Annotated in this window: 15 protein-coding genes; 5 read left to right on the forward strand and 10 right to left on the reverse strand. The window is 73.2% G+C overall.

Annotation, left to right across the window (positions count from 1 at the left end; all coding sequences use genetic code 11):
• The first annotated feature begins 3 nt into the window (after positions 1-3).
• The gene (locus O7633_RS26725; RefSeq protein WP_282328654.1) at positions 4-1410 is read left to right on the forward strand and encodes an aminobutyraldehyde dehydrogenase; all 1407 of its coding nucleotides are present in this window, start codon (positions 4-6) and stop codon (positions 1408-1410) included.
• A gap of 20 nt (positions 1411-1430) precedes the next feature.
• Here O7633_RS26725 and O7633_RS26730 read toward each other — a convergent pair whose 3' ends face one another.
• The gene (locus O7633_RS26730; RefSeq protein ID WP_282324362.1) at positions 1431-2069 is read right to left on the reverse strand and encodes a maleylpyruvate isomerase N-terminal domain-containing protein; all 639 of its coding nucleotides are present in this window, start codon (positions 2067-2069) and stop codon (positions 1431-1433) included.
• A 106-nt stretch (positions 2070-2175) separates the two neighbouring features.
• On the opposite strand from O7633_RS26730, the gene O7633_RS26735 reads away from it, so the two are divergent.
• Positions 2176-3504: a condensation domain-containing protein gene (locus tag O7633_RS26735; protein ID WP_282324363.1), complete on the forward strand. Its 1329-nt coding sequence runs from the start codon at positions 2176-2178 to the stop codon at positions 3502-3504.
• 66 nt (positions 3505-3570) lie between these two features.
• Here the strand turns inward: O7633_RS26735 and O7633_RS26740 are convergent, their stop codons facing one another.
• The 6 genes from O7633_RS26740 to O7633_RS26765 form a co-directional block, all read right to left on the reverse strand.
• Positions 3571-4422 carry an inositol monophosphatase family protein gene (locus O7633_RS26740; RefSeq protein ID WP_282324364.1) on the reverse strand — a complete coding sequence of 284 codons (852 nt, stop codon included), beginning with the start codon at positions 4420-4422 and terminating at the stop codon, positions 3571-3573.
• A 96-nt stretch (positions 4423-4518) separates the two neighbouring features.
• Positions 4519-5886, reverse strand: a complete 1368-nt coding sequence (locus O7633_RS26745) for an aspartate aminotransferase family protein (protein ID WP_282324365.1) — start codon at positions 5884-5886, stop codon at positions 4519-4521.
• A gap of 56 nt (positions 5887-5942) precedes the next feature.
• Positions 5943-7319 carry a methylaspartate mutase gene (locus O7633_RS26750; RefSeq protein WP_282324366.1) on the reverse strand — a complete coding sequence of 459 codons (1377 nt, stop codon included), beginning with the start codon at positions 7317-7319 and terminating at the stop codon, positions 5943-5945.
• Positions 7312-7881, reverse strand: a complete 570-nt coding sequence (locus O7633_RS26755; RefSeq protein ID WP_282324367.1) for a cobalamin-dependent protein — start codon at positions 7879-7881, stop codon at positions 7312-7314. The genes O7633_RS26750 and O7633_RS26755 overlap by 8 nt, the downstream gene beginning before the upstream one ends.
• Before the next feature lie 81 nt (positions 7882-7962).
• On the reverse strand, positions 7963-9396 hold the full coding sequence (locus tag O7633_RS26760) for a stearoyl-CoA 9-desaturase (RefSeq protein WP_282324368.1): 1434 nt from the start codon (positions 9394-9396) through the stop codon (positions 7963-7965).
• Between the two features lie 46 nt (positions 9397-9442).
• Positions 9443-10993, reverse strand: a complete 1551-nt coding sequence (locus O7633_RS26765) for a pyridoxal-dependent decarboxylase (protein ID WP_278136353.1) — start codon at positions 10991-10993, stop codon at positions 9443-9445.
• Positions 10994-11217: 224 nt separating this feature from the next.
• On the opposite strand from O7633_RS26765, the gene O7633_RS26770 reads away from it, so the two are divergent.
• Complete coding sequence (locus O7633_RS26770; RefSeq protein WP_282324369.1) at positions 11218-11403, forward strand: hypothetical protein; 186 nt, start codon at positions 11218-11220, stop codon at positions 11401-11403.
• 95 nt (positions 11404-11498) lie between these two features.
• Here O7633_RS26770 and O7633_RS26775 read toward each other — a convergent pair whose 3' ends face one another.
• Together O7633_RS26775 and O7633_RS26780 are read right to left on the reverse strand one after the other, a co-directional pair.
• Positions 11499-14459, reverse strand: a complete 2961-nt coding sequence (locus tag O7633_RS26775) for an AfsR/SARP family transcriptional regulator (protein WP_282324370.1) — start codon at positions 14457-14459, stop codon at positions 11499-11501.
• 154 nt (positions 14460-14613) lie between these two features.
• Positions 14614-15624 (reverse strand): DMT family transporter, encoded by a 1011-nt coding sequence (locus tag O7633_RS26780; protein ID WP_282324371.1) that lies wholly within the window; start codon positions 15622-15624, stop codon positions 14614-14616.
• A gap of 137 nt (positions 15625-15761) precedes the next feature.
• On the opposite strand from O7633_RS26780, the gene O7633_RS26785 reads away from it, so the two are divergent.
• On the forward strand, positions 15762-16478 hold the full coding sequence (locus tag O7633_RS26785; protein WP_282324372.1) for a CGNR zinc finger domain-containing protein: 717 nt from the start codon (positions 15762-15764) through the stop codon (positions 16476-16478).
• Positions 16479-16983: 505 nt separating this feature from the next.
• The gene (locus tag O7633_RS26790; protein ID WP_282324374.1) at positions 16984-18231 is read left to right on the forward strand and encodes a hypothetical protein; all 1248 of its coding nucleotides are present in this window, start codon (positions 16984-16986) and stop codon (positions 18229-18231) included.
• A 15-nt stretch (positions 18232-18246) separates the two neighbouring features.
• Here O7633_RS26790 and O7633_RS26795 read toward each other — a convergent pair whose 3' ends face one another.
• Positions 18247-19830, reverse strand: coding sequence for a serine/threonine-protein kinase (locus O7633_RS26795; RefSeq protein ID WP_282328655.1), 1584 nt, complete (start codon positions 19828-19830; stop codon positions 18247-18249).
• Positions 19831-19838 lie beyond the last annotated feature (8 nt).

A 19838-nucleotide genomic window follows, 5' to 3' on the forward strand; every position in this document is an offset into this window, starting at 1 on the left:
CACCTGTCGAACTTCGTCGACGGCAAGCTGACCCAGGCCGAGCAGAGCGACCGCCACCCGCTGGTCGACCCGGTGACCGGGGAGGAGTACGGGACGGCGCCCGCGTCGAGCGCGGCCGCGGTCGACGCGGCCATGCGCAGCGCGGCGAACGCCTTCGAGCGGTGGCGCGCCACCACCCCGGCAGAACGCCAGGCGCTGCTGCTGCGGGTAGCGGACGCGCTGCAGTCGCGCCTGCCCGACCTGGTCCGGGCGGAGCTACGGCAGACCGGCAGCCGGGGGGCCGCCAACGAGATCCCGCTCGCCGGCGATCAGCTGCGGTTCTTCGCCGGTGCCGCGCGGGCGCTGCAAGGACTGGCCGCCGGGGAGTACGCGACCGGCCACACCTCGTACGTGCGGCGCGAGCCGTTGGGCGTCTGCGCGCAGCTCGCACCCTGGAACTACCCGATGATGATGGCCGCGCTCAAGTCGGCCCCCGCCCTGGCGGCCGGAAACACGGTGGTCCTCAAGCCGGCCGAGAGCACGCCGGCGACGGCGCTGTTGTTCGCCGAGATCGCGGCCGAGATCCTGCCGCCGGGCGTGCTCAACGTCGTCTGTGGCGGAGCGGAGACCGGCCGCATGATGGTCGAGCACCCGATCCCGGCGGCGGTGTCGCTCACCGGCTCCATCGCCACCGGCGTCGACGTCGCGACGACCGCGGCGGCGTCGCTGAAGCGCGTCCAGCTCGAACTGGGCGGCAAGACCCCCGTGGTGGTGTTCGCCGACGCGGATCTCGACGCCACCGTGCAGGGCATCCTGACCGGGGCGCTGAGCAACGCCGGCCAGGACTGTACGGCAGCGTCCCGCGTCCTCGTCGCCGAGGAACTGCACGACGAGTTGCTCGCGGCGCTGGAGGCGGGGGTGGCGGCGGTCCGCACCGGCGGCCCGGACGACGAGTCGGCCCTGTACGGGCCGTTGAACAACGCCGACCAGCTTGCGCGGGTCAGCGGGTTCGTCGAGACGCTGCCCGACCACGCCCGGGTGGTGACCGGAGGGCACCGGGTCGGGACCGCCGGTTACTTCTTCGCCCCGACGATCATCGCCGACGTCCGCGAAGACGACCGGGTCAGCACGGAGGAGATCTTCGGCCCGGTCATCACCGTGCAGCGCTTCCGCACGGAGAAGGAGGCGGTACGGCTGGCCAACTCCGTGGTGCACGGCCTGGCGTCGTCGGTCTGGACCACGGACCACGCGCGTGCCCTGCGGGTGAGCGCCGAGCTCGACTTCGGCTGTGTGTGGGTCAACACCCACCTGATGTTCCCCACCGAGATGCCGCACGGGGGCTTCAAGCACTCGGGCTACGGCAAGGACCTGTCCGTGTACGGGCTGGAGGAGTACACCCGGATCAAGCACGTGATGCACCGGTTCGCGTGATGCCCGCCCGTGCCGTCGGGTCAGATCGCCGCGATCGGGCCGCTGGCACGTTCGGGCCGGCTGAAGGCGCGCAGCACGGCGGCCGGCCCGTGCCGGCGGGCCGCCAACCGGGTCAGCAGGCCGAGCACGGCCGCCATGGCGGCGTCGGGATACTCCGGCGTCGCCACCGGCGCGCTCGCCGCCAGGTCGTCGCCGTGGACCGCCATCTCCAGCATCCGGGTCAGGAGGAAGTCGTCGAGCCGCAGCCGCCGGCCCGTCCAGGGGATCCGGACGATCCGCTCCGCGGGCTCGCCCGGCAGCGCCGCACGGAGCCGGGCGCACGCGGCGGCGACGTCCGCGGCGAGCGCCTCCGGCCCGCCGGAGGCGAGGCGCTCGCCGGCCTGCCGCACCGTGACGTTCACCGGCTCGTCGAGGCCGGCGCCGATCCAGGTGGCCCGGGCGTAGTGCTCCAGCACGGACAGCACGGGCCCGCCGCCCGCCGGCTCGCCCAGCACGACCTCGATGTTGAACACCTGGGCGGCGAGGTGGCCGGCCAGACCGCCGACACTCAGCCTGGGCAGGGCGCTGGGGTGGTGCCAGGCGGGCGCGAGGTGTGGGTCCCCGAGCAGCGCGTGGACGACGTCGGCCGTGTCCAGTGTGAGGGCCCGCAGATCGACCATGACGTCACCCTACCGACCGGGACGACTCACGACGGCGTGACAAGCTTCAATGCCAGGAACACGGATCACTATCACGAGAGGCCCCACCGACGTGCGTACCTTGCCCATGACGCCTGGCCAGGCCGTCTACCACGACTTCATCGTCGCTCCCACGACCTGCGTGCCGGCCAAGCGGCTGTTCGCGGCCTACGTGGTGCAGGCGCGGCTGGACCTTGACCGGCTGGCCGCGGCGGTGGACCGGGTCGTGGCGTTGCACGACAGCCTGCGCACCGCGATCGAGCCGGCCGACGACATGCCGGTGCAGGTGATCCGCGAGCCGGGTGAGATCGCCGAGCGGGCCCTGCGGACCGTGACGTGGGACGGCACGCCGGAGGACGCCGCTCGGCACGTCGGTGCCCTGGACGACTGGTGGACCGTGCCCCGTCCGCTCGCCGTCCAGGTCGTCGCAGGCATCGGGCCCACCGACGAGACGCTGGTCGCCTGCGTGTTCAACCACGTGTGCAGCGACGGCATCTCCGCGGAGATGGTGTTCGACCAGATCCGCAGCGAGTACGACGGTGAGACGGTCAAGCCCGCCGACGTCGAGCAGTTCGCCGGCTACTACCAGGCGATGGTCGAGGAGGGCCTGCGGGAGACGTTCGACGACTGGGTCGGGCTGCTGGACCAGGGCGGACCCGCGCTTCCCGAGTGGATGGTCGAGGACAAACTCGCCGCTGCGGAGGTGTCGATCAGCTTCCACGGTTGGCGGTTCTCGGCGGAGAGCCTGAGCGCGCTCGCGGCGGTGGCGCAGGCTCAGGGGTGCACCCAGTTCGAGGTGCTCGCGGGGTGTGCCGGACTCTACTTCCGGCGGGACGACGGGCGGCCGGCGAACTTCGGTGTCATCCACAGCGGGCGGCACAGGTTGCGTGGCTTCGACGTCCAGGGCCTCCTGCGCAGCTACGTCGTTGACGTGGTGGACCATGCCGGTGTCCCGACGGTCGCCGACGCCATCGCTCGCCGCCGGGACGAACTGCGCGCCCGGACGGAGCACTTCGCGAAGCTGCCGTTCGAGGAGGTCTGCATGCGCACCAAGCGCTCTCCCGGTTGGCGGGCGGGCCAGCTCGGCGCGTGGGAGATCGAGCTCAACGGGATGTACGCGGCCACCCCGAACCTGTCGATGCAGCAGGCGCCGGTGCGCGTCGCCGACATTCCGCTGTCGGAGGAGGCCACCTGTGAGAACGGGGGCCCGACGCTGCTGCTGTCCTTCACGCTGGGGCCCGCCGGGATCGACGCCAGTGTCCGATACGTCTCCCCGCCGATCGACGCCCCGCTGGCCGCGCGTATCGCCGAGGACCTGGAGGCGACCGTACGCTTCGTCCACGACGATCCGCGAGCGCCGGTCGACGCCGCGCCGGCCGTCTTCCGGGCGGCGCCGGTGCGCCCTGCGCGGTCCTGACCGGTCGGCGGCCCGCCGGCCCGGGAGCCGCCACCCGGGCCGGTGGCTGCGCGAAGGCGGCGGAGTTTAGGGCGTGGGCACCGGCGGGCCGGCGGCTGCTACGGCCTGCAGCAGTCGTGGCCCGACCTGCGCCCCGGCGGCAGTCCAGGCGACGAAGCTTCCGCGCCAGGCCGTGCCTGTCGGGTCCGGCATCATGACGAACCGGCCGCCGGCCGCTTCGACGAGGCACCGGCCGGCGGCCACGTCCCACGCGAAGATGTCGGTGTTGGCCGCGGCGTCGGCCCGGCCGACCGCCAGCCAGGCGAGCGCCAGAGCCGACGAGCCCAGCCGCCGTACTTCCGCATGTCGCGACAGGCGCAGCAGCAGGTCCCGGTCGGCCGGGTGCGGCCGGTTGCCGTGCGGGATGTCGGTGAGCACCAGGGGCGACGTCGCGGGGACGGGCCTCGGGCTGCGCCAGGGCCGGCCGTTGACCGACAGCCGGCCGTCCACCGCCACGAACAGCTCCTCGTGGGAGGGGTCGTAGACGCAGCCACCGCGCGGCACGCCCGCGACGGAGAACCCGATGGACACGCAGAACAGGGGCAGGCCGCGGACGAAGTTGTAGGTGCCGTCGATGGGGTCGACGTACCAGCAGAGGTCGCCGTCGCCGTACGAACCGTGCTCCTCGCCGATGATTCGAGAACCTGGGGCCACGTCCTGCAGGCGTTGGCGGATCATGTCCTCGGCGCGCAGGTCGCATTCGGAGACCACGTCGCGGACGTGTGCCTCGGGATCGCCCACGCCGTCCTTGGTCCGCACGTCGACCTGGCGGCGGAACTGATGCCGCAGGAAGTTGCCCGCCTCGATCCCGGCGTGGACGGCTGCTCGCGCGAGGCGTTGGCAGTCGTAGCGGTCCGGCGTCTCGTTCCCTCGGCCCAAGACCTGATCACCCCGTCTGATTTATCAGAATCTATCGATAGATACGGTAGCCTGCCCGGGGCGGTTCCGTGGACCGCCCCGGGCTGTCCGCGCGGGTCAGCTGTCGACGTAGCGGTCGGCGACCTCCAGCGCCTCGTCGAGGATGTCCAGCCCCCGCTGGGCGTCCTGTTCGGAGATGACGCAGGGCGGCACCACGTGCACCCGGTTGAAGTGGGTGAACGGCCACAGTCCCCGCCGGCGGCAGGCCGCCGCCAGCTCGTTCATCGGCGCCGCCTGGGCCGGGGTGGGCGCGAACGGCACCAGCATCTCCCGGGTCCGCCGGTCGCGGACCAGCTCCACCGCCCAGAACGCGCCGAGCCCCCGCACCTCGCCGACGCTCGGATGCGACTCGGCCATCTTGCGCAGCCGGGGGCCCAGGACGTGCTCGCCGAGCCAGGCGGCGTGCTCGACGACCCCCTCGTCCTCCATGGCCCGGATCGTGGCCACGGCGGCGGCGCAGGCCAGCGGGTGACCGGAGTAGGTCAGGCCGCCGGGGTAGGGACGGTCGGCGAACTCCGCGGCGACCCGGTCGGAGATGATCACGCCGCCGAGCGGGACGTAGCCGGAGTTGACGCCCTTGGCGAAGGTGATCAGGTCGGGCACGACGCCCCAGTTGTCCACCCCGAACCACGCCCCGGTCCGGCCGAAGCCGGTCATCACCTCGTCGGTGACCAGCAGGATGCCGTACCGGTCGCAGATGGCCCGGACGCCGGGCAGGTAGCCGTCCGGGGGCACCAGGATGCCGTTGGTGCCGACGATGGTCTCGATCAGCACGGCGGCGATGGTCGTCGGCCCCTCGAACTGGATGACCTGCTCCAGGTGCTCCAGCGCCCGCGCGCACTCCTGCTCGGCGGTCTCGGCGTGGAACGCCGACCGGTACGGGTACGGCCCGAAGAAGCGGACCACCCCGGCCGTGCCGGTGTCGGTGGGCCACCGGCGCGGGTCGCCCGTCAGGTGCATCGCCGTGTGCGTGGCCCCGTGGTACGACCGGTAGGCGCTGAGCACCTTGGGCCGCCCGGTCACCAGCCGGGCCATCCGCACCGCGTGCTCGTTGGACTCCGTGCCGCCGTTGGTGAAGAACACCCGGTTCAGGTCGCCCGGCGCGTGCTCGGCGATCAGCCGGGCCGCCTCGGAGCGCTGGTCGTTGGCGAAGTGCGGGGCGATGGTGCACAGCCGGGCGGCCTGCCGCTGGATCGCCTCGACCACCCGGGGGTGGGCGTGGCCGATGTTGAGGTTGACGAACTGCGACGAGAAGTCCAGGTAGCGGTTGCCGTCGTAGTCCCAGAAGTGCACGCCCTCCCCGCCGGCGATCGGCAGGGGGTCGATGTGCGCCTGCGCCGACCAGGAGTGGAAGACGTGGGCCCGGTCGGCGGCCCGGACGGCTGCCGCCGCCCCCGGGTCGGGCCGCTGGTTCTCAGAGTGCATCGCTGCTGTCCTTTCGGGCTCTCGGGTGGGGCTTTCGGGAGGGGACGGCCGGGCGCTCAGGCCGGCACCGGGAATGCCCGCTCGTGGTGCAGGAAGTAGTCGATGTCGGCGCTGACCGTCTCGATGAACCGGCCGGGGTCGCCCGCCCCGTGGCGCAGCAGGTCGGCGTTGCGCCGCCGCACCTCGGCGGAGAAGGGCAGGTTGCCGGCATCCCGGTAGCGGATCGCCCCGTCCGGGTCCCGGCCGGGAACGACCTCCGACCGCGCGTGGACGCTCGCGCTGAACGGCACGTCGAGCCGGCCGGCGTCGAACGCCGCCACGATCGCGCCGGCCAGGTCGTCGCCGTCGAGCACCGGGTCGACCAGCTCGGCGACCTCGCGTTGCAGCCAGTGCATCTCCTCGGCGACCCGGTCGGTGTCGAGGCGGACGAAGTCGAGCAGGGCGGAGCCGCCGAGCAGGGTGGTGTGGATGCCGGTGGCGTTGGCGGCGGCGTCCGGGATCCCGTACGCCTCCTGGTTCGTCTTGTTGATCACCTTGTCGGCCCCGCCGAGCCGGGCGACCAGGCCGCCGTAGAGGACGAGCGCGTCGGCCGCCCGGCGGTCGCGCGGGAAGACCCCCATGAACTCGTGCAGCACCGGGTAGACCTCGACGTCGGCCGGCAGGTACCGCGCGGCCAGCTCGCGGATCGACCGCAGGGCGGCGACGTCCTGGTGCACCTCCCCGCCCTGCGGGTAGGCGATGGACAGGCAGCGCACCCCCTGCGCCACGGCGGCGCGGGCCTCCAGCAGGGTGGCGGCGAGGCTGATCGACGGCGGCACCAGCACGGCGGTGAGGGTGCCGAACAGCTCCCGGTCGACGAGCACGCCCGCCTCGGCGAGCCGGCCGCAGACCGCGTCGACCTGCCGCCAGCACTCCAGCGACGTGGCCAGCGGGACGTTCTTGCAGTACGGGATGTTGTAGCCGATCCCGCCGCCCTCGAAGGAGGTGAAGCCGGCGGCGAGCGACACCGCGAACAGGTCGCGGGGGTCGGGCGAGCCGTGCCGGATCTCCAGCGGCACGTCGACGGTGGCGACCAGTTCCCGGCCGCGCTGCCAGCCGTGCGCCACCAGCGGGTAGCCGTTGAGGTCGGCGGGGTTCTCCCGCAGCACCCGGGCGGCGTGGTCGAACTGCCGCAGCCGGGTGAACGAGTCGATCGTCACGGTCAGCATGCCCGGTCCGGCGGGCGCGAGCGAGCGCAGCAGCTCCGTCATCGCGTCGTGCGACCCGACGCCGCAGCGGGGCTGCACGATCGGCCGGCCGGCGCGGCGGGCCGCCCGCAGCGCAGCCACCGCGGTCGGCGCGCCGCTGTCGCGCAGGTGTGCCACGGTCTCCGCCCAGGACGGCAGCCCGTCGACGGTGCTGTCCGCCAGGTGCAGGTCGGCCCAGTCAGCCACGGCTGCCCACCGCCGTCCGGGACCCGCGCTGGCCGGCGGCCCGCGTGCCGGTGCCCTGGTGGGCGGCCCGCGTGCCGGTGCCCTGAAGGTGGGCCGCCCGCGTGCCGGTCCTGGTCCGGGCGTTGCGCTTCTTCGCGCGCCGGGTCGCGCCGGGCGTGGCCGCGCGCAGCAGGTCCAGCACCAGCGGCAGCTCGTAGGGGTTCTCCAGGATGTGGTCGACGCCGAGGGCCCGCAGCCGGTCGTGCACGTCGTCGGCCTTGTGGCTGCCGACCGAGAGGTTCCCGCCGAGGATCACCGGGCGGCCGAGCCGCCCGGCGGCCCGCAGCGCCGGCAGGTCCCGCAGGTCCGCGTACGCGTGCCCGTTGAGGCTGCCGATGATGACCGCCTCCGCCTCGGGGTGCGCGTCGACGGCGTCGGCGAACTCGGTCAGCGGCGTGCAGACGCCGAGGTTGACCACGTCGTAGCCGTGCTCACGCAGGTGCATCGCGATCAGGTGGTTGGCCACGGCGTGCGCGTCGCTGCCCGCCACGCCGAGGATGACGAGGTTTCGCGTGGTGTCCATGATGCTCCCGTCCGGGCCGTCGGGCCCTCGTGTCGTGGGGGTTGGGCGGCGGGGCCCCACCGGCCCCGCCGCGTCGGCCGGTCAGTCGTCGAAGGCGGCGAACAGTTCGCGGTCGCTGGTCTCCGCGAGCCGCTGCGGGTCGAACTCGTCGGGGTCGGCCTCGGCCAGGGAGTCGAGGACCAGGTTGATCGCGGGGATCAGGCCCCAGATCTCGCGGTACGGGGGCCAGCCCCGGTGCCCGCCGTCGATGTCGGCCTGCCGGGCGAAGATGTAGTTGGCCCAGTCCCGGCTCATCGGGCGGCGGTGGTGGAAGTCGTGGCAGACGGTGTCGCCGGTGAGCACCAGGTAGCGCGAGGGGAAGTGGACCAGCAGCATCCGGGTCCACCAGCGGGCCCAGGCGCGCGCCGCGGCCCCGCCCCGCAGGGAGCTCGCCGGGGCGGGCTCGCCGATGAAGATGGCGTTGGTGAGGCTGGCGAAGTACGCCTTGCCGCGGCGCTGGGTCTGCCAGGGGGCCGGGAACGTGTGCTTGACGCAGAGCCGCAGGGTGTTGCTGACCTGGAAGAAGACGGTCATCGGCAGCACCCAGCCGACCAGCACCAGGGGCCAGGCGTGGGCGACCGTGGCGAGCGCGGCGACGGCGGCGTACCCGGTGGCGGTGAAGGCCCGTTCGGTGCGGCTGGCGGCGTGGCTGTAGGAGCGGATCCGGGCCCAGAGGAACCGGGCGTGGAACACCGGCGAGGTGAGCCGGCCCAGCACCTGCCGCCACATCTGCCGGCGGGTCATCCCGGGGCGCAGCCGCAGGCTGACCAGGAACGCCTGCACGGTGGGGTCGCGCAGCGTCATGTGGTGCAGCGCGTGGTGGTCGGCCACGTGCTCGGCGCTGTAGCGCTCGAAGTGCTGCACCATCAGCACCCCGGCGACGATCTTGCCGAGGATCTGGTCCGGGCGCTTGCGGGCCCACATGTTGCGGTGGGCGCACTGGTGGAACACCATCATGCGCAGGTTGCGCGCGCCGTGCAGGGTGCTCGCCCAGCCGGGCAGGAGCAGCGCGAGCCACCAGCCCGACAGGGCCAGGGCGACCCCGGTGGCGGTCAGGCCGACGGCCACGGAGACGGTCGCGGTGACCAGGTGGACGGTCGGGGTCAGCCGCAGCGGCCGCTGCCCCGTGTGCGGCCGGCCGGTCAGGAAGGTCAGCGGAAGCTGGGCGAAGCGGGGCAGCCGCCGCATCGAGTCACGGACGCTGTTGTCGGCCGAGTCGCGGGTGTCCCGCTCGGCGACCGTCAGCCGGCCGGGCCGCTGGTCGGCCGCCGCCGGCCCGCCGGCCCGGGACGCCGGGCGGCGGGGCGCGGTGACGGTGGGCTGGTGCGGCCCGCTGGCGGCGGCACGACGGGGCGCGGCGACGGTCGGCGGGTGCGGCTCCGTGCCGGTGCTGCGGCGGGGCGCGGCGGCGGTGCGGCGCGGGGCGGCGGTGCCGTCCGGGTCGGCGGGCCGCGCAGAGGCGTCGATGGTAGTCATTTCTCCCCTGTTTCTCTCTGCTCGGGGCGGCGGGACGCCCGCCGCGCTAGCGGCTCGCCTGCGCCGACCGCTCCAGGTCGGCGGCGGTGGCGAGGATGTCGTCGATGACGCGGTCCAACTCGTCGGTGGTGGTGGCCGGGTTGAGCAGCATCAGCTTGAGGAAGACCGGGGACGACCCGTCGGGCCGGCGCACCCGGGTGCGGGCCAGCAGCGTGACGCCCCGGGTCATGAGCTGCCGCCGCAGCTCGCCGTTGAAGGCGTCGGCGTCGCCGTCGTGGCGGTAGCGCAGCAGCACCGTGCTCATGGACGGCCGGGCGGCCAGTTCCAGGGCCGGCTCCGCCTCGACCCGGTCGGCGGCGTAGAGGGCGAGGTCGTGGCAGCCGTCCACCATCGCGGCCATCCCGTCGCGGCCCAGCGCGTTCATCGTGACGGCGATCTTGAAGGCCTCCGCGCGGCGGGTCGCCTGCACCGAGCTGCCGTACAGGCCGATGAAGCCGGCCTCGGCGTCGTCGTCGGCGTTCAGGGTGGTGGTCTGCTGCGCCAGCGGCGTCATGACGCTCGCGTCGCGGACCAGGAAGATGCCGGAGGTGGCCGACGTCCAGCCGAACTTGTGCAGGTCGAGCGTCACCGAGTCGGCCTCGGCGATGCCGTCCAGCCGGGGGCGCAGCCGGGGGGAGAACAGGGCCCCGCCACCGTACGCGGCGTCGGCGTGCAGCCACACGCCGTGCCGGCGGGTCACCTCCGCCAGCGCCGCCACGTCGTCGACCCAGCCCTGGTCGGTCGCGCCGACGCAGGCGATCGCCGCCACCGGGACCACGTCCTCCGGCAGGCCCGCCAGCGTGCGCTCCAGCTCCTCCGGCAGGAGCCGCCCCAGCTCGTCGGAGGGCACCCGGACGATCATGTCCTCGCCCAGGCCGACGATGCCCACGGCCCGGCCGATGGAGAAGTGGGTGGCGTCCGTGGCCAGCACCACGGGGCGCTTGTCGAGCCCGGTGAGGCCCTGCGCGAAGGGCCGCCACCCGCACCGCTGCGCCAGCACCCGGTCGCGGGCCGCCAGCACGGCCATCAGGTTGGAGATGCTGCCGCCCGCGGTGATGGTGCCGCCCGCGTCCGGGCCGTAACCGACCAGCTCGCCCAGCTCGCGGATGACGTAGCGCTCCAGTTCGAGGGCGTACGGGCCGCTCTCCCAGGCGTGCAGGGACTGGTTCAGGATGCCCACCACCAGCTCGGCGGCGGCGGCGACCGGGGTGGGCGGGCACTGCATGCGGGCCACCGCGGCTGGGTGGCTGACGTCGACCGACCAGGTGGCGTAGTCCCGCACGAACCGGCGGAACGTCTCCAGGGGATAGCCCGGCTCCGCCGGCAGCAGCGGCCCGCCCAGGGACCGCCGGGCGGCCTCCCGCACCGCCGCCGGACCACCGGCGGTCACCGGGCCGGGCCGGTCCAGGGTCACCTCCCGCAGGGTCTCCAGCGCCACCGCGGTCAGCGCCTGCACGTAGTCCAGTCCGGCGAGGCTGCCGGCCGGCGGCAGCACGGCGTCCACCTGACGGGCGGCCGAACCCGCCGCGACCGTCTCCGTCCGGTTGCTCTCTTGCATGATCGTCACTGCGGTCTCCTCGACTCCGGCTCCGTTGCCACATCGGCGGTGGCGGCTGACGTCGGAGGAAATCCCCGGGCATCCTTCGGTCGGCTATGGCCCGGCTATCCGTCGGTCGGGGCGGCGCGACCCACAGATCGGTTAGCCCGGGGATAGGACTTCGATAGCCGGCCGGGGACACAGGTGACAGACGCGATCCGCACCCGTTCCCGTGGAGGTAACCGATGATCCGCCTGCTGCTGGCGACGACCGCCGCCGTCCTCGCCGTCGCGGTGCCCGCCGGTCACGGCACCGCCTCGACGCCGAACCTGGAGCCGGAGACCGGCTGGGGCGCGTCGGCCGGTCACACCATCGAACCGATGGACGAGACCGGCTGGGGATTGCCACCCGCACCCCAACGGCAGCGGTGAGACCGTCGGGCCCGCCCGGTGGGACGGGTGGGCCCGTGCGGTGGGCACGGGGCGGGGCCGCCGGTGGGACAGGGCGGCCCCGCCCCGTGCCGCGCCTACCCGGACACGTCCGCCAGGGCGCGCAGCGCGCGGGCGTGCCACACCCGCGCCTGCAACTCTCCGAAGATGTCCGCCGCCCGGCGGAGCTGGTCCGCCGCCTCCGCCCGGTCCCGGTCGGGCAACTGGGACAGCTCGTACAGCGCCTGCGCCTCCACCACCCGCTCGACCACCTGACCGGCGAGCTGCCGGGCCCGGGTCAGCATCGCCCGGGCCTTCGCCAGCCGCCCGTCCCGGCCGTACACGACACCGAGGCCGTGCAGCGCGTACGCCTCGCCCGTGCGGTCGGCGGCGGCCCGGACGATCTCCAACGTGCCCTGGAACGACTCCTCGGCGCGGCGCAGCTCGCCGGAGCGCAGATACAGCTCACCGAGCCGGTGCAGCACCTGCGCCTCGACCCGCCGGGCCCCCGCGTCCCGGCAGATGGTGAGCGCCTCGCCGAGCAGGGCATGCGCGGCGGCCGGATCGCCCTGCTCCAGCCGGATCCCCGCGATGCTCACCAGCACGTGCGCCCGGCCGACCAGGTCGCCGGCCGAGCCCAGCCCGGCCAGCGCCGCCTCGTAGCCCCGCAGGGCCGCCCGGTCGTCGCCGCGCAGCCGGTGGAGGTAGGCGAGGTTGCGTTCCACCAGCGCCACCCCGTGCCGCTCGCCGAGGGGACGCAGGATCCGCAGCGCGGTGGTGAACATCCGCTCGGCCTGACCCGGGTCGCGCAGGAACATGTGCATCGCGCCGAGGGAGTGCAGCGTGATCCCCTCGCCGCGCCGGTTGCCGCTGCGCCGGGTCGCGGACAGGGCGATGTCGGCGGTCTCCGCCCACTCGTCGAAGTAGCTGCGGGCCTCGAAGAGCGTCACGAGGGTGAACGCGAGATCCCAGCACAGCTCGTCGAGGCCGAGGGCGTCGGCCTGCCGCACGGCGCAGACCAGGTTGCGCCGCTCCAGCTCCAGCCAGTCCATCGGCCGGCCGAGCAGCCCGTCGGTGACCGCGCGGGGCACCGGCCAGCGGGCGGCGGCGCCGTGCACGATGGTGAAGTCGCCGCCGTACTCCCGGCGGTGTGCCTCCTCGGCCACGGCGAGCCAGGCGCCGAGCACGTGCCGCACCAGCGACTCGCGCTCCTCGGGCGGCTCCTCGGCCAGGAGGCGTTCGCGGGCGAAGACCCGGACGAGGTCGTGCAGCCGGTAGCGGGTGGAGCCGCTCTGCGGGTGGCCGTGCGCCTCCAGCAGCCGCACGTCGACGAGCTGCTCCAGCAGGTCCTCCAGCACCGACGGCGGCTCGTCGAGCAGCGGCGCGGTCACCCACAGCGGGAAGTCCTCGCAGTTGAGCAGCGCCAGCCGGCGCAGCAGCCGGCGGGACCGCTCCGGCAAGCTGTGGTAGCTCAACCCGATGGTGGTGCGGATGCACAGGTCGCGGTGGACCAGCTCGTTGAGCAGCTGGGACTGGTCCCGCAGCCGGTCCACCAGGCGGCTCACCCGCCAGTGCGGACGCGAGGCGAGGCGGGCACCGGCGATGCGCAGCGCCAGCGGCAGCCACCCGCACAGCCGCGCCAACTCGTCGGCCTGGACGGGCTCGGCGGCGATCCGGTCGCCCACGATCTGATGCAGCAGGGCCACGCTCTGCTCCGGCGTCAGGGCATCCACGTCGACCTCGTGCGAGCCGGCGAGGGTGCCGAGCCGGACCCGGCTGGTCACGATGACCGCGCAACCGGCCGTGTTCGGCAGCAGCGGCGCGACCTGCGTCTCGTCGGCGGCGTTGTCCAGCAGGATCAGCACCCGCCGCTCGGCGAGCCGGCTGCGGTACAACCCGATCCGCTCGGTCAGGTTGTCGGGGATCGCCGGACCGGCCACGCCCAGCGCCCGCAGGAAGCGGTCCAACACCTCCGCCGGGCGCTCCGGGCTGGGCGACGGCCCGCCGAGGTTGGCGTAGAGCTGGCCGTCGGGGAACCGGTCCACCAGCGAATGCGCCACGTGCACGGCGAGGCTGGTCTTGCCCGCCCCGCCCGGGCCCGTGATCACCGCGAGCGGGGCGAAGCCCCGGTGCCCCGGGTCGGCCTCGGCCGTCAGCACGTCGCGGATCTCGCCGACGAGCTTCTGCCGGCCCGTGAAGTCCGCCAGGTCCGCCGGAAGCTGGTGCGGAGCGCGCGGGCCGGGCGGACCCGGCGACGCGGGACCCGCGCCGGCGGACGGCGCGGCCGGGGACGCGGCGGGCGTCGCCGGAAGATCGAGCTGCGGCGCGCGGGACAGGATGGCCCGCTCCAGCCGGGCCAGCTCCGCGCTCGGCTCCATGCCGAGCTCCTCCACGAACAGCGCCCGCGCCCGCCGGTACGCCTTCAGCGCGTCGGCCTGCCGGTCGGCCCGGTAGAGCGCGAGCATGAGGTGGGCGTGCAGCCGCTCGCGCAGCGGATGCCGGGCGATCAGCGCCTCCAGCTCGCCGACCAGCTCGTCGTGGCGGCCGAGCGTCAACTCCAGCCGGATCCGCTCCTCGACGGCCGCGCCGCGCCGCTCGTCGAGCCCCCGCCGCCACGCCTCGACCGGCTCGCCGGGCACGCCGGCCAGGGTCGCGCCGTACCAGAGCGCGTCGGCGGCCCGCAGCCGGGCGACCGCCTCGGCCACCTGGCCGTCGCCGCTGAGGTGCCGGCTCTCGGCGACGAGCAGCTCGAACCGCCCCGCGTCCAGCTCGGTGGGGGCCAGCCGCAGCAGGTAGCCGCCGAAGCGGGTCTCCAGGGCGTCCTTGCGGCCGACCTCGGCCAGCAGCCGCCGCAACTGCGACACGCAGATCTGGATCTGCGAGCGGGCCGTGGACGGGGGGCGGCCGTCCCACACCGTGTCGATCAGATCCTCCACCTGCACCGCCCGGCCCCGGTTGGCGGCGAGGATGGCGAGGACCGTGCGGGCGCGGAGCCCGGGAATGTCGAGCCGGCGGTCTTCGTGGGTGATCTCTATTGGCCCAAGGACCCGTAGCAGCACGACCTTCCCCTGACCGTAGCCGAGTGTCCACTCAGGCTAACAGTGGGTACTTGCCGCCGCAGTGGCGCGAAGCGGCGGCGGCCCGTGGCGCGTAACCGGTGACGCCCGTGCGAGCCGGTGGCCGCCGCCTTTCGTCGCCTGTCGCCGTTCGTCCTCAGCCGACCCGGAGCCGTTGCAGGTGGACCACCGCGCCGATGACCAGCAGGCCGCCCGCGATCTGCACGGCGTTGAGCGACTGGCCGAGCCAGGTCCAGGCGAGGACCGCGCTGAACACCGGCTCCAGGCAGATGTTCACCGCCCCGGCGTGCGGGCCGACCCGGGCCGTGCCCCAGGAGAAGAGCACGAAGGGGGCGAGGGTGCCCAGGATCGCGACGAAGAGTACCCCGGGCAGCAGGTCGTGCCGCCCGACGATCTCCGGCACGCCCTGCGGGGCGAAGTAGAGCAGCCAGGCCACACTGGACACGGCGAACGCGTACGTGTTGGCGCGCAGCGCGCCGTACTTGCGGGTGGCCCGGCTGCCCAGCACCGAGAAGGCGGCCACGCCGATGGCGGTGGCGATGCCGAAGCCGACCCCGAGGAGGTTCACCTCGCCCAGCGGCGTGGTGGGCAGCTCCACCACCAGGGCCACCCCGGCGAGGGCGACGAGCAGCCCCAGGGCGATCGCGATGCCGGGCCGGCACCGGCCGAGCACCACCAGCCACCCCACCACGAACGCCGGGGCGAGATTCTGCAACACCATGGCGACCGCGACCGGCAGGTGGCTGATGGCCAGGAACAGGCACGCGTTGGCCACGGCGATCGCCAGGCCGAACGCGACGACCAGCGGCCAGTCGATCGGCTCCGTGCGCCTCGGCGTGCCGGGGCGGCGGCGGGCCAGGGCGAGCAGCAGGCCGAGCCCGGCGAGGCTGATCAGGGTACGGGCGGCGACCAGCTCGGCGGGGCGCAGCCCGGAGTCGAACAGGTCGCTGGCGACGGTGCCACCGAAGCCCCACAGCGCGGTGGCGACGCACACGGCGAGCAGCCCGAGCCGCCGCGCGCCGGGGTCGGGCGCCTCCTCGTCGTGGTCGGGGCGGGCGTCCCGCTCCTCGGGGTGGGCCTGCCGCTCCTCGGGGTGGGCGTGCCGCTCGTCGGCGGACGAGGGGGTCAGGTCGGCGGATGCCGTCATGGAGTCACCTCGGCGTGGTCGTCGTGCGTGTCGGACCGGTTGCGGACGGTGGTACCCAGCGCAATGCCGACTGTAACCTCTAAACTGTTTGAGTGGTTACCGACGCGGGGAAGTAGGGCGATGTGGGAGGTGGGGCGATGAAGCGCCAGGAGGCGCCCGGCCGGCTGGAGGTCGTCCGGTCCTTCGTCAACACGCTCGACCTGGAACGCGGCGTCGACGACCTCGACACGGTCGAGGGCCTGGCCGGCTGGCTCGCCGCCGCTTGGTCACTTGCCGATCTCCCTGCTGAGCCGCTCCAGTCGCCCGCGCTGGAAGCGTCGTCTCGGCCCGGGGAGTCGCCCCGGCCTGGTGGGTCACCCCGGCGGCCGGGCGTGCCGCCCGCGCTGACCGAGGCGGACCGGCGGGCGGCGGTGGAGCTGCGCGAGGCGCTGCGCGACACCATCGCTGGCGCTGGCGCTGGCGCTGGCGTTGCTGGTGCTGGTGCGTTCGGGCTCTCTGCCCCCGGGGCTGCTGCCCCCGCCCCGGCGGGAGTGGACCGGCTCAACCGGGTCGCCGCGCGGTTGCCCGTACACCTGAGTTTCGGCGCCGCGGCGACGCCGCAGTTCGTCCCGGAGCGTGGCGGTATCGACGCGGTGCTGGCCGGGCTGCTCGGCGTGGTGGCCGTCGCCGCGCTCGACGGTACCTGGGTCCGGCTGAAGATGTGCCCGGCCGAGGACTGCCGCTGGGTCTTCTACGACCACGCCCGCAACCGGACGGGGGTGTGGTGCCAGATGGCCGAGTGCGGCAACCGCCGCAAGGTACGCGAACACCGCTCCCGCCAGCGTGCCGCGTCGACCACGTTCCATGAGGCGTAAGAGGTGAAGACGAGGAGTCGGCAGATCTTGGAAGATTTCGCCTCTGGAAGGGCCCCTGGAGGGGCCGTTTCGCTCCAAGATCTCCCATTCTCGTCCGCGATCTTGCAGTTGCGGCCCCCCCGATGGAGCGTGTTGTTCCTTTTGTCGGGGCCGCAACTGCAAGATCGCGGGGCAGGGGTGGGGGGCGGTGAGTGGCAGTGGTCGTCGGTGGTGAGGGGCGTCGCTCGGCGTTGCTGGAGGTGGGCGGTCGGCTGTGGGCTCCGCGTGGGGGGCCTCGTGCCTGCTGCTTCGTCCGCACGTCACCATCAGCGCCTCTTTGGCGTTGAGAGAGCGATGCACTGAGGTCGGCATCTCCGAAATTGCTATTAATCATGACAAATGCATTTCACTCTCCTCAAGCGGACTTTGTGGCCCCAGGGGTGCTTTCGCCGCGTAGCTACAATGCGGCTGCCGCTGTCGGTTGCACCGGGGAGAGGCGCGGATGCTGGGAACTGCGAGGAAAGCCGTGACGACGATGAGCATCTGGCGTAGGAGTCTGTGGCGCTATCGAGTCACCACTGCGGGAATTTCGCTGACCTCTTTCGGCGCCGCCACAGCGATCCACAACCCTCCTGTCGCAATCAGCGTGCTGGCGGCGGCGGCCGGCTGTTTCGTTTCCGGGCTGGAGATCCATGCCAATCGTCGCCGGGCCCGGTTGGTGCGGTTCCAGTCGCGGGACGGCGACGACTACAGCGACCTGTCGAGTCACCTCAGCACTCTGGGGACCATCGTCAAAAGCGCACACGACGTCGGCGTGATCATGGCGAAGGAGTGCGCGCGGCTCCGCGGCCAGCCCGTCAGGGCCGAGCTGGAAACCTCACCGTATCGCCTGCCTCGCGAGCTCAGGATCTGGTCGTTCGACTTTCTCGCGCGTCGGGCCCGCGTCGCTGCCATGTACAACGGTGACATCATCGGCCTGGCCTCCGATGTGCCATCCGGTGACGAGGACGCGGCTGTCAAGCTGAGGCCCGGCCGCTATTTCGACTTCTTTTGCAGCAATCTGCTGGCTCCGTTCGACGTATGGGGGACGGGTAGGAAACTGCCGCTTCTGCGGGGAAGGGAGTTGATCCTCGACCAGGGTGGGAAACTGCTGACCTTTCGGCGTAGCCGACTCGCCAACACTGTCGGCGTGTCCTCGCTGGCCTTCACGGCGGACGGCCAACTGATCCTCGTGGCCCAGGCCAGGGACAACGTGGGCAGCCCTGGCCTCATCGCCCCGTCCGGCTCTGGCGCTCTTGAACCCCGCGACGTGCCACAGGACGGCACCGGGCTGACGCTCGGAGACATCGTCCGCCGCGGTGCGGAGCGGGAGTTGCGGGAGGAATGCCACATCAGCGAGCAGGACATCGAGGTCAGCGCGATCGTGGGGCACGGTCGGTGGGTCAGCCGGGGCGCGATGCCGGAGTTCTGCGTGGTCACCCTGCTCCAACTCACCAGCGACGAGGTGCTCGATCGGGCCGTCCGGCTCGTCGAGCGCCCCTACGTCACCGAGGTGCTGGCGGTCGACCTGGCACCGATCACGAGATGGAACCCGAGGAAGCCGTTGGCCATGCTGCCGGAAGAGATCAGAGGATCGGCGTCATGGCCCCTGGCCCTCGGCCTGGCCTGCCTGGCTCAGTCCATCCTCGACCAGGACCAGTCGTGGCCGCTGCGGCAGGAGTTGATGCAGCGGCTGGCCCACCCCAGGTGTTCGACATCGAACGGGAAGCGGTGATCCCCTGCCCGCAAGCTAGCTCATCCCACCGCCGGTGTGGCGGAGCCGGGTGAGCACGTCGGCGATCTCCCGGGTCTCCTCGTGCTCCGGCCCGTAGATCAGGAAGAGGTCCTCGTGCAGCGGCACCAGCTCTGCCATCGCCTGGTCGGTGTTGCCTTCGGCAAGCAGCAGCATGCCGATGTCTCGTCGTAGCTCAAGGGCGTCCGAGGACACGTCGCCCTCGGCGGCGCGGACGTGGTCGAGAACCTGTCGGAACTGGCGTAGCGCCACGGTGGCCTGGCCCAGCTCCGCCCGGCAGTGAGCAGCCTGGCGCAGGCAGGCCAGCGCGTCGTCACCGGTCGGCCCTCCGGTGCGCGCGAAAGCTGAGAACAAAGCATCGAACTCGGGCAGGGCCCGGCGGAAGTCGCCGCCGAGGACCAGGATCGCCGCCCGGCGCTGCCGGAGGGTGAGGACGCGCGGGTGCTCGACGCCCAGCGCCGTTGCCGCCGGCTCGATGACCTGTCGCAGCGCCTCCGCCGCCTGGGTGTACCGACCCTCCGCGAGCAGGTCGTTGGAGCGCTCGACAGCGACTTTGATCGTGGCCCGCAGCTTGGTGGCCGGCAGGGCGTCCGATGGTCGGGGTGGGACGGGGCGGTCCCGCGGATCGCTCGCCACCGCGGTGCCGGGGCGGGGCCTGGGAGCGTTGGGACGGCGGTACGGCAGCGTGGGGTCGGGCACGTGGGCTGGGCCGCGTCCGACGGTTGGCAGGGTCGCCCCCGGTCGGGGGAGAAACGGCAGCAGTCGCTCGTGGACGTCGTACGCGTCCTGGGGACGCTGCTCGGGGACCTTGGCGGTGAGTTCGCCGACCAACCGCTCCAGCGCCTCAGGCACGTCGGGGCGGAGGCGCCGCAGCGGCGGCGGCGTCTCGCTGACGTGCTGCCGCATCAGCTCGAACTCGTTGTCACCGGTGAAGACCGTCCTGCCCACGAGCAGCTCGTGCAGCACACAGCCGAGGGCGTACAGGTCGCTCTGCGGGGTGATCTGCGCGCCCTGGATCTGCTCCGGCGGCATGTAGTGGTGGGTGCCGACCATGCCGCCGGTGCCGGTGAGGCGGGTGACGTCGGTGCGCAGGATGGCGGCTATCCCGAAGTCGAGCACCTTCACCGCGCCGCCGTCGGACACGAGGACGTTCTCGGGCTTGAGGTCCCGGTGCACGACGGGGACGGCGTGGGCGTGGGACAGCACGGTGCAGATCTGGGCGGCAACCGCCGTCGCCCACTCGATCGGCACCGGCCGCAGGGGGTCGACGTAGGCGCGCAGCGAGGTGCCGCGCACGTACTCCATGACCAGGTAGACGCGGTCGTAGGAATTGTCGAGCACCGCGTCGTACACCTGGGGTACGCCGTGGTGCTGGATGCGCGCGGTCACGCGGGCCTCGCGGCGGAACCGCCTGGCGAACTCCTCGGCCTGGTCGGCGGAGGAGATCACGTCGGGGCGGATCAGCTTGACCGCGACCTCGCGGTCGAGCACGGCGTCGTAGCCGCGCCAGACCTGCCCCATGCCGCCGGAGCTGATCTGCTCGACCAGCTCGTACCGGCCGGCGACCGGCTCCGGGTGCATCACCACGG

The sequence above is a fragment of the Micromonospora sp. WMMD712 genome (assembly GCF_029581295.1).
Taxonomy (GTDB): Bacteria; Actinomycetota; Actinomycetes; order Mycobacteriales; family Micromonosporaceae; genus Micromonospora; species Micromonospora carbonacea.